Here is an 8093-nt window from a genome sequence, read left to right as displayed (position 1 = left end):
GGTGGCCGACCTGCTGGGCGTGCCGGTGCTCACCCGGGTCCGCTTCGACGGGCTGCGTGGACGGTTCCCGTGGCTGGTCGAGCAGCCCGGCCGGGCGGTGCCGGTCGGGCCGTCGTCGGCGACGGCCAGCGCGGTGACCACGCCAGCGGCGACGGCCACGAGCAACGCCGTGACCACAAGCGCCGCCTGCCGCGCCGGACGTCGGCGGCCCGCCTGACCCCCGCCGGCCGCGCCCGTCGGGGCCTGCCCACCCGGGCCGGTGCCCGACTGGTCGTCGGACCGAGCGTCTCCGCGCGCGCCCACGCCAGCGCCGGTCGAGTCGGACTCCGGCTGCCAGCGGCCGGCGGCGTCCACCTCCCCGGAGGTGGAGGTCCCCGAAGCAGCGGAAGCAGCGGACGCCCCGGAGGCAGCGGACGCCCCGGAGGCAGCGGAGGCCCCGGAGGCAGCGGAGGCCCCGGAGGCAGCGGACGCCCCGGAGGCAGCGGACGCCCCGGAGCCAGCGGAGGCGGGGGCCGCCCCCAAGGCAGCGGAGACAGCGGGCGCCCCGGAGACAGCGGGCGCCCCGGAGACAGCGGGCGCTCCTGAGGCAGCGGACGCCCCCAGGGCAGGGGAGGCAGCGGAGGCGGGGAAGGCAGCGAAGGCGGAGGCGGGGGATGCAGGGGAGTACGGCGTACTGGTCGGACCTGCGGGGCTGGTCGGGCCTGCGGGGCTGGTCGGACCTGCGGGGCTGGTCGGACCTGCGAGGCCGGCGAGGCCGGCGAGGCTGGTCGTGGGCGAGGTGGAGTCGGCTACGCCGTGCGGCGGGTGGTCCGGCAGGTTGGTGCGGCTGGACGCGGCGGCGGTGAGCAGCCGGCGAGCCCCGTCGTGGTCGAGGCGGTCGTCGGGGTCGCGGCGCAGCAAGCCGTCGAGGACCGGCGCGAGCGGCCCGGCGTGAGGGGCCGGGTCGGGTGGCCCGGCCGCCAGTGCGCTGAGGGTGGCCATCGCGTTGCTACGGGCGTACGGGGAGCGGCCCTCCACGGCGGCGTGCAGGGTGGCGCCCAGCGACCACAGGTCGGCCGCCACCGTGGACACTCCCTCGGCGGCCCGCTCGGGTGCGACGTACTGCGGGGAGCCGAGCACCATCCCGGGGCGGGTCATCGCGCCGTCCCCGCCGTCGAAGGTGGCCAGGCCGAAGTCGGTGAGCATCACCCGGCCGTCGTGGGCGACGAGCACGTTCTGCGGCTTGATGTCGCGGTGCAGCACCCCGGCCGTGTGGGCGGCTTCCAGCGCGTCGAGCACGGCCAGGCCGATCTGGGCTGCGCGGGTCGGCTCGAGCGGCCCCTCGGCGTCGATGACGTCCTGCAGGGTGCGCGACGGGACGTACTCCATCACGATCCAGGGACTGCCCTCGACCTGGACGACGTCGTAGAGCCGGACCACGGCGGCGTGGTTGAGCCGGGCCGCGGTGCGCGCCTCGCGCATGGTGCGCGAGCGCAGTTCGGCTCGCTCGTGGTCGGCCAACCAGGTCGGCGGTACGACTTCCTTGACCGCGACCTCGCGGTGCAGCATCTCGTCGCGGGCTCGCCAGACCCGACCCATGCCCCCGCGGCCCACCAGGTCGAGCAGCCGGTACCGACCGGCGATCAGCACCTGCGCACGCTCCTCCTCAGCCGCTGTCCGGTGTACACCCTAACCAGCGGATCGGAGGGTACCTATAGGTCGTCCGACCCAGGGCCTGTTTCATAAGAACTGGTCGGCCTGCGGCGGGCCCGGACGGCGCCCGGCGGCGTTGCGGTTGTGTCCGGATACAACACCGGTATCCGGACACAACCGCGCCTTGCCGGATCGCCGCCCGGACTCCGCCTCGGCTCGACCGCCCTTATGAAACAGGCCCTACCTCAGCAGGCGGCGTGGTCGGCGGCGGCGAGCAGATTGCCCTCTGGAATGGCGATCCGGTCACGTCCGCCGACCAGCCGGGCGGCGGCCCGGCGGGCCTGGAGTGGGCCGTGCTCGCGGCGGGCCGTGGCGTAGCTGGCGGCGGTGCGGGCCGCGATGGCTGCCCAGCCGTACCGTTCGCCGACCATGGTGCGGGCTCGCCGGGCCACCCGCCGGGCGAAGACCTCGTCGCCGAGCAGTCGGTCGACCGCGCCCGCGAGAGCGACCGGGTCGCTGTGCGGGAACGTCACGCCGGTGACGCCGGGCTCGACGATCTCGGCGAGGCCGCCGGTACGGGCCACCGCGAGGGGCGCTCCGGCCGCCGCGGCCTCCAGGGCCACCATGCCGAACGGCTCGTAGAGGCTGGGGACCACCGTCGCGTCGGTCGCGCCGAGCACCGCCGGCAGTTGGGTGGCGTCGAGGAAGCCGGTGAAGCGGACCGTCGAGCCGAGGGCCAGTTTGCGGGCCTGGGCCTCCAATTCGGGGCGGTACGGGCCGTCACCGGCGATCACCACGCGCAGTCCGGGGTGCCGGTCGCGCAGTCGGGGTACCGCGTGCACGAGGTGCTGCACGCCCTTCTCGTAGACGAGCCGTCCGGCGTACCCGACGAGGGGGCCGTCCGCGGCGAACCGGGCGCGGGCCGACGCGACGGCGCGCGGTCGGGCCCGCCAGGCCCGGTCGTCGACGCCGTTGGGGACGACGTCGACAAGCCCGGTCGGTACGTCGAACAGCGCGCTGACCTGGTCGCGCATGTAACCCGAACAGGTGATCACCCGCGTGGAGGTGCCGCTGAGCCAGTGCTCGACGCCGTGGATGGTGCGGTTCATCTCCTCGGGCAGCCAGCCCTGGTGCCGGCCCGCCTCGGTGGCGTGGATGGTGGTGACCAGCGGCAGGTCGAGGTGTTCGGAGAGGGTGACCGCAGTGTGGGCGACGAGCCAGTCGTGGGCGTGGATGACGTCGTAGGCGCCGGCCTGGGTGGCGCGTAGGGCGGTGCGGGTGAGGGTGTGGTTGAACGCCATGGTCCACGCCAGGAGTGAGCCGGTGGCCAGGGGAAAGGCGACGGGGTCTTCGGGGGCGCGCAGGATGCGGACGCCGTCGGCGTACTCCTCCAGGGGTGCGCCCTCGGCGTGGCGCGTGACGACGGTGACCTCGTGCCCGGCGGCGGCCAGGGCGACGGACAGGGCGTGGACGTGGCGGCCGAGGCCACCGACGAGCACCGGCGGGTACTCCCACGACAGCATCAGCACCCGTAGCTGGCGGGCGGGGTGGATGTCGATCACGTGGGCATCGGGTGACATGCGGCCCCCTTTGAGTTGTCCCCGGGCGCGCGCCGACCGACACCGGAGTCGGTGTCGCCGTCGCGTCTGGATCGGGGCCAATCCTGCCGGGGCCGAGATAACCAGCGGAGACACCGCCGTTGCGGTCGTGTAAAGCGCTACTGGCCTTTTCGGCGTACCCGCAGCAACTCGGCCACCGACCACGCCTGGAACGGGCAGCCGGTCGCGGAGTGCGGCGCGACGCCGTCGGCCGTCTCACTGACCGAGCCTAGCCCATATTCGGTCAGATGGGACTCAATACCGATCAATACGTCATCGACTGACATCTTGCCCCGGCGGGCAGCGTCCACGTACGGCCCGAGCAGCCACGGCCACACCGTGCCCTGGTGGTAGCCACCGTCCCGCTCGGCCGGACCGCCCCGGTGACGTGCCACGAACTCGGGCGAATCCTCCGCGAGGCTGCGCGGCCCGAGCGGGGTGAGCAGCCCGGCCGCGATCCGGCGCAGCGCCGTCTCGTCCGGCTCCAGCGGCGCGAACGGCAACGACCAGGCGAGCAGCTGGTTGGGGCGCAGCGCGTCGTCGTCGTGCAGGGCGGCCCCACCCAGGGGGTACGCGGGCGCGGGCGCGTCCAGCACGTCGTGCAGCCACCCGGTCGGTGCCGGGAACCGTGCCCGGAACGAGGAGCTGGCCGTGCCGTGCAGTCGCCACAGCTCGCCCGCGTCCTGCCCGGCCAGCTCGGTCAACTCGGCGAGACCGGCCAGCCCGTTGATCCACAGCGCGTTGACCTCGACGGGCTTGCCCGTGCGGGGGGTGACCGGCACGCCGTAGACGCGGGCGTCCATCCAGGTCAGGGCGGTACCCGGGGCGCCCTGGGTGAGCAGCCCGTCGGTCGTGTCGACGGCGATCCCGTAGCGGGTGCCGGCGACGTGCGCCTCGACGACCCCACGCAGCGCGGGCAGCAGCTCGTCGCCGAGATCGGTGTCGCCGGTGACCGTCACGTGCCGGCTCACCGCGTGCAGGAACCACAGCGTGCCGTCGACGGTGTTGTACTCCACCCGACCGGTGTCGGCGGTGTTGGCGAGCATCCCCTCGGACAGCGTCGCCGCGTACGCCCGCAGCAGCTCCCGCCCCTCGGTCGCCCGACCCGTGCAGAGGAACAATCCCTCGTACGAGATCATCGTGTCCCGCGCCCAGGCCCCGAACCACGGGTATCCGGCCACCACGTCGACCGCCGCCTGCTGGGTGCGGACCACGAACGCGTCGGCGGCCAGCGCCAGCGTCGCGTCCAGGTCGTCGGCCGGCTTCGCCGCCGTCACCACCTGCCGGTTGCGTCGCCGAGCCGCCGCCACGATCTCGTCGGCCGGCGGCGGCTCCTCGTCCAGCGGAGCGGCCCAGGCCCGCACCGACACCGTGTCGCCGGGGCGCTCCAGCTCGCCGGCGAAGCGGCCGGCGTACCAGAGGTCCTCGTCCGGGTGCAGCCCCCGGTTGGCCTCCTCGCGGTGATGCACGCCCAGCCACCACTGCCCCTCCGGCGTCCAGCCGGGGCCGGCGAGCCGGTACGCGCCCTCGACCACCGCGCCGTCGCCGACGGCCTCGACCTGCGGCGTCGGGCCGTCGGCCCGCCGCTCGCCGTGCGCGTCGCGCCAGGTGCACGCGGCGGACAGCTCCAGCCGGACCGGACCGCCGGCGACCAGCCGGTGCACGACCGCCACGCAGGAGCGGCCGGGGAGCATGGCCAGTTCACGTTCGATCACGACCGCGCCGATCCGCCACCGCCAGCGGGGCAGCCCGTCGACCAGTTCGAAGCGCTCCAGCAGCTCGAAGCCGCGCGGGTCCACGTCGCCGGAGGACCACTCGTGCGCGCCGAGCCGTACCCGCGCCCCGGATGGCAGGGTGACGGCCGGGTCGAGGCTGACCAGTCCCACCTGGCGGGACGCCGGAGTGTCACCCGGCACCACCAGCAGGCCGTGGTAGCGGCGGGTCCGCAGCCCGCCGACGGTGCCCATGGCGTACCCGCCGAGGCCGTCGGGCACCAGCCACTCCCGGCTGGACGCGCTGGTCAGGTCGCCGCAGACCTGCGGACCGAAACTAATGTCGATCAACTTTCCTCCACCGCCGTCGAGGTGTAACACGCCACGGCGAGAATGGCCGCTGTGGTGAAGTACCTCGGCGGCGTCAAAGATGTGCACGTGATCACTGACGGATCGTCCTCCGACGCCTCGCCACCCGACGCTGAGCGGCTTCGGCTCGCCCAGGCCGACTCGGGGGAGCAGGACTGGCGTGCATGGGGTCCCTATCTGTCCGAACGGGCGTGGGGGACGGTACGGGAGGACTACAGCGAGCACGGTACGGCGTGGGACTACTTCCCACACGACCATGCGCGGTCCAGAGCCTACCGGTGGAACGAAGACGGGATGGCCGGCGTCTGCGATGACCGACAGACGTTCGCGTTCGCCCTGGCGCTGTGGAACGGCAAGGACCCGATCCTCAAGGAGCGGATGTTCGGCCTGGGCGGCGACGGCGGCAACCACGGGGAGGACGCCAAGGAGTACTGGTGGTACCTCGACAGCAGCCCGACGCACTCCTGGATGCGCTGGCGCTACCACTACCCGCAGGCCGCCTTCCCGTACGACCAACTCGTCGCGGTGAACGCGCTGCGGGGCCGGGACGACACCGAGTACGAGCTGGTGGACACCGGCATCTTCGACGACGACAGGTACTGGGCGGTGACCGTCGACTACGCCAAGGCATCCCCGACCGACGTGTGCATGGTGATCACCGTGGCCAACCGGGGCGACCAGGCGGCGACCCTGCACGTGCTGCCCACCCTGTGGTTCCGCAACACCTGGGCCTGGGGGCTGCCCGGCGGTGACCGGATTCCCCGGCTGACCGGTGAGGGCACCCGGCTGGTCGGTGAGCACCGGGTGCTCGGCCAGCTGCTGCTGGAGGGCGACGGCGGACCGGTGCCGCTGCTCTGCGACAACGACACCAACGCCGAACGGCTCTGGGGGCTGCCCGGCCGCTCGCCGTACCCGAAGGACGGCATCAACGACCACGTCGTCAACGGCGCGCCGACGGTCAACCCCGCCCGCGAGGGCACCAAGGGGGCGCTGCACTACGTGCTCGACGTGCCGGCCGGCGGACAGCGCCAGATCCGCCTGCGGCTGACCCGTACCGCGTCGCCTCCGGCCGCCGGCCCGCCGCCCCCGGCCGACCTGCGCGACGGCTTCGAGTCCGTGGTGTGGGCCCGGCGGGCCGAGGCGAACCGCTTCTTCGCCGGCGTGATCCCGGAGGCCGCCACGGCCGACGAGGCGCTGGTGGCCCGGCAGGCCATCGCCGGGCTGATGTGGGGCAAGCAGTTCTACCATTTCGACGTCAAACGCTGGCTGGACGGCGATCCCGGCTCGACGCCACCGGCCGGCCGTCGGCACGGGCGCAACAGCGCCTGGTGGCACATGACCAGCTTCGACGTCATCTCCATGCCCGATCCCTGGGAGTACCCCTGGTACGCGGCCTGGGACCTGGCCTTCCACTGCGTGAGCATCGCCCGGGTCGACCCGGGCTTCGCCAAGGAGCAGATCCTGCTCCTGCTGCGCGAGTGGTACCTGCACCCCAACGGGCAGATCCCGGCGTACGAGTGGGCGTTCGGCGACGTGAACCCGCCGGTGCACGCCTGGGCGGCGCTCAAGGTGTTCGAGATCGACGGCGGCAAGGACTTCGAGTTCCTCGGCCGGGTGATGCACAAGCTGCTGCTCAACTTCACCTGGTGGGTCAACCGCAAGGACACCGGCGGCAACAACGTCTTCGAGGGCGGCTTCCTCGGGCTGGACAACGTCGGGCCGTTCGACCGCTCGGCGGCGCTGCCGGTGGCCGGCGTGCTGGAGCAGTCCGACGGCACCGGCTGGATGGCGATGTACGCGCTCAACCTGCTCGACATGGCCATCGTGCTGGCCGAGCACGACCGCACCTGGGTGGACACGGCCACCAAGTTCTTCGAGCACTTCCTCTACATCGCCGCCGCCGCGTACGAGCAGGGGTTGTGGGACGACGAGGACGCGTTCTTCTACGACGTGCTGCGGCTCGCCGACGGCACGAAGGTGCCGCTCAAGGTCCGCTCGGTGGTCGGGCTGCTGCCGCTGGCCGCCACCACCCGCCTCACCGCCAAGACCCTGCACCACCTGCCGGAACTGGGGGCGCGGCTGCGCTGGTTCCTCACCAACCGCCCCGAGTACGCCGAGGTCATCGGCACCCGACGGATGGGCCCGGACGGCCGCCAGCAGCGGCTGCTGTCCATGGTCGGCCAGGATCAGGTGGTACGGCTGCTCGCCCGGATGCTCGACCCCGACGAGTTCCTCTCCGACTTCGGCCTCCGTACGCTGTCCCGCGCACACCTGGACAAGCCGTTCTCGGTCAACCTCGGCGGGCAGGAGTTCTCCGTCGGCTACGAGCCGGCCGAGTCGACGAGCGGCCTCTTCGGGGGCAACTCGAACTGGCGCGGGCCGATCTGGATGCCGACGAACTTCCTGCTGATCAGCGCGCTGCGCGACTATGCGGCCTTCTTCGGGGACTACCTCCAGGTGGAGTATCCGACGCGCTCGGGGGTGAAGCTCTCGCTGGACGAGATCGCCGACGACCTGTCGAGCCGGCTGATCTCGCTCTTCACCCAGGACGACTGGGGTCGCCGACCGATCTACGGCGCGGCGCGGCTGTTCCAGACCCACCCCGACTGGCGGGACCTGATCGCCTTCCCGGAGTACTTCCACGGCGACAACGGCGCCGGCCTGGGCGCCTGGCACCAGACCGGCTGGACGGCCCTGGTCGCCGACCTGATCCTCACCCTGCGCCGCTGACCGCCCCCGACCCGCGCCGCGCCGCGCCGCGCCGGCCCGCGCCGCGCCGGCC

3 protein-coding genes and 1 pseudogene are annotated in these 8093 nt (G+C 73.2%); 1 reads left to right on the top strand and 3 read right to left on the bottom strand.

All coding sequences use genetic code 11. The features are described 5' to 3' along the window. Positions 1 to 885: 885 nt before the first annotated feature. From ABZV06_RS31675 to ABZV06_RS31665, 3 genes and pseudogenes are all read right to left on the bottom strand, one after another. Positions 886 to 1629 (bottom strand): annotated as a pseudogene (locus tag ABZV06_RS31675) (serine/threonine-protein kinase); the annotation flags it as partial. A gap of 248 nt (positions 1630 to 1877) precedes the next feature. Then, positions 1878 to 3212: a glycosyltransferase family 4 protein gene (locus ABZV06_RS31670; RefSeq protein ID WP_355625930.1), complete on the bottom strand. Its 1335-nt coding sequence runs from the start codon at positions 3210 to 3212 to the stop codon at positions 1878 to 1880. Positions 3213 to 3349: 137 nt separating this feature from the next. Then, a complete protein-coding gene (locus tag ABZV06_RS31665) occupies positions 3350 to 5293 on the bottom strand; it encodes an amylo-alpha-1,6-glucosidase (RefSeq protein WP_355625928.1) in 1944 nt (647 codons plus the stop codon). A gap of 42 nt (positions 5294 to 5335) precedes the next feature. Between ABZV06_RS31665 and ABZV06_RS31660 the strand changes: the two genes are divergently transcribed. Next, positions 5336 to 8041: a glucosidase gene (locus ABZV06_RS31660; protein WP_355625926.1), complete on the top strand. Its 2706-nt coding sequence runs from the start codon at positions 5336 to 5338 to the stop codon at positions 8039 to 8041. Positions 8042 to 8093: the final 52 nt, after the last annotated feature.

It is taken from the genome of Micromonospora sp. NPDC005172, from assembly GCF_040608555.1.
Classification (GTDB): domain Bacteria; phylum Actinomycetota; class Actinomycetes; order Mycobacteriales; family Micromonosporaceae; genus Micromonospora.
Note: the sequence above shows the minus strand (reverse complement) of the source record. Positions and strands in the feature narration are given on the sequence as shown.